At 63.6% G+C, this 2,057-nt stretch carries 1 protein-coding gene and 2 pseudogenes; 1 reads left to right on the top strand and 2 read right to left on the bottom strand.

All coding sequences use genetic code 11. The features are described 5' to 3' along the window. Together EN994_RS28805 and EN994_RS28800 are read right to left on the bottom strand one after the other, a co-directional pair. Positions 1-429, bottom strand: a pseudogene (locus tag EN994_RS28805) (vitamin K epoxide reductase family protein); the annotation flags it as partial. Positions 430-579: 150 nt separating this feature from the next. After that, a complete protein-coding gene (locus EN994_RS28800) occupies positions 580-1,047 on the bottom strand; it encodes a peroxiredoxin (protein ID WP_063167801.1) in 468 nt (155 codons plus the stop codon). Between the two features lie 95 nt (positions 1,048-1,142). On the opposite strand from EN994_RS28800, the pseudogene EN994_RS28795 reads away from it, so the two are divergent. Then, positions 1,143-2,057 (top strand): annotated as a pseudogene (locus EN994_RS28795) (hypothetical protein); the annotation flags it as partial.

Genomic DNA, 2,057 nt, shown 5'->3' with positions numbered 1-2,057 from the left:
ATCTTCGGCCGGCGCTGCGCCGACCTCGCTCTCGGCGCGTTCGAGCAGCGGACCAAGGCGGCCATGACGCTGGCTCAACTGGCTCTGGCGTTCAAGCAGTTCGCTGACCTTGGTTTCCATCAGCTGCTGGTCGAGCAACTGGCGGCTGGTGATGCGGTCGACCTGGGCGCGAAGCGCCGAAATGCGATCTTCATAGGCTTGCTGCATGCGCGCCTGACGCGCCGTTGTGGCGCCGATCAAATCGTCGCGCAGCACGAGATAGGAGGTGGCCATGAGGTAGCCGACGGCAATGGCGGCCAGCGCCGAGCCGATAAAGGCCGCCAGCCACGGTCGGATCGTAAAATGCCTGATCTCGTTGCCCCGGGCGATGATGACCGTATGGGGCTCCTTACGCTTGCCGAAGACTGCGGACTGACCGGTTGCGTTCACGGGACCAAGCTTTCGTTTACGACACCACGACAGCTTGATTACACATTATTAGGGTTAACAAAGGCTTGCAGCGATAGCTTGCTCGCAGCGATTGCCCGCCAGGCGTGCGTAAGGTTGCAAGGGAACCTGGGCCAGCCTCGCCGGCAAACCTCAAAGCGCTCGAACGGCCTCGAGCACCTCTTCGGCATGGCCCTTGACGCGGACCTTGCGCCAGATCCTGGCGATCCGCCCGTCGCGGCCGATCAGGAACGTCGCGCGCTCGACGCCCATATACTTGCGGCCATACATCGATTTCTCGACCCACAGATGGTAGGCCTCGATCACCGTGCGCTCCTCGTCGGCGGCGAGGTCGATGGTGAGATTGTATTTCGACTTGAACTTGTCGTGCTTCTTGACGGGGTCGGGCGACAGGCCGATCACCACGGCGCCGGCCTTCTCGAACTCCGGCTTCAACTGCGAGAAGCTGATCGCCTCCTGCGTGCAGCTTGTTGTGTCGTCCTGCGGATAGAAATAGAGCACGATGGGCTTGCCGGACGATGCGGCAAGGCTGACCGATCCGCCGCCGTCCCGCGGCAGGTCAAATTGCGGCGCAAGATCGCCTACGTCGAGGTCAGCCATACCGATGCCCTTGTTTGAGGTTACGCGCGAAGCCACACCGATATAGTGTCGGACGGGGATTCGTCCACGATCGAGTTCGTACAACGGAAAATTGCGTGGATCAGGAGCGACCGCAGCACGAGAAGATCCGGTTCAGGCGTGATGAGATCACCGACCTGGGGACCTTTCCGTCCGCCTGCCGTGTGCCGCCGCTTGGTCAGGCGTCGATCGGACGCGGTTTTCGCATCCTGTCGCGACTGTTCGCCGGTCTGGTCGCTTTCGTGCTGCTGGCCGCCGTGCTCGTTTATCTGGTTGGCGCCTCCGGCATCGGAGCCGACCGGCTTCGCGCCGAGGCGGAAACGGCGCTTGAGAAACTGGCGGGCGTCGATGTCAATGTCGCGGTCGGGCCTGCCCGCATCACGCTCGACGGTTCGAGTTTCATCGCGCTTCAGGTCAGCGACGTCAGCTTGAAGACATCAGACGGCAAGCCGATGGCCGATGCCGGCCGCGTGCGCTTCGGCGTGCGTCTGTTCCCGCTGCTGTGGGGAGATGTGCGGCTGACCAGCGCCAGGATCTCGGATGCCCGCATCGTCGTGGCGGCGATGCCGTCAGGCGGCGACTGGACCGCCGGCCTGCGCAATGCGGACGGCCTCATCGATCCGGAGAAGCTGTCCGCCGCGGTGTTCGGAAACATCAACCACGCACTCGATGCCGTGCGGGAGGATTCGCTGCGTCGCATCGATCTTCGCAATGTCGAATTCGTGCTGCCCGAAACCGGAGCGATCAAGCTCGTCAAGATCACCGACGCCACCGTCGTGCAGTCGGGACCGGGCGGCATGGAGTTTTCCTCGAAGGCGGACATCGACGGCAGGACGCTTACGGTTGCCGCTACCGCCACCCGTGATATCGCGGCGCACCGGGTCACGGCGCTGGATGCGAGCGTCGATCTGGCCGACACCGGCGCGGCCGCTGCCGGCAAGTTGGGACCCGTCGCGTTGAAGCTGACGGGATCGGAAGGGTTCGGCGTGAAC

The sequence above is a fragment of the Mesorhizobium sp. M7A.F.Ca.CA.002.09.1.1 genome, from assembly GCF_003998555.1.
In the GTDB taxonomy this organism is placed as follows: domain Bacteria; phylum Pseudomonadota; class Alphaproteobacteria; order Rhizobiales; family Rhizobiaceae; genus Mesorhizobium; species Mesorhizobium ciceri.
Note: the sequence above shows the minus strand (reverse complement) of the source record. Positions and strands in the feature narration are given on the sequence as shown.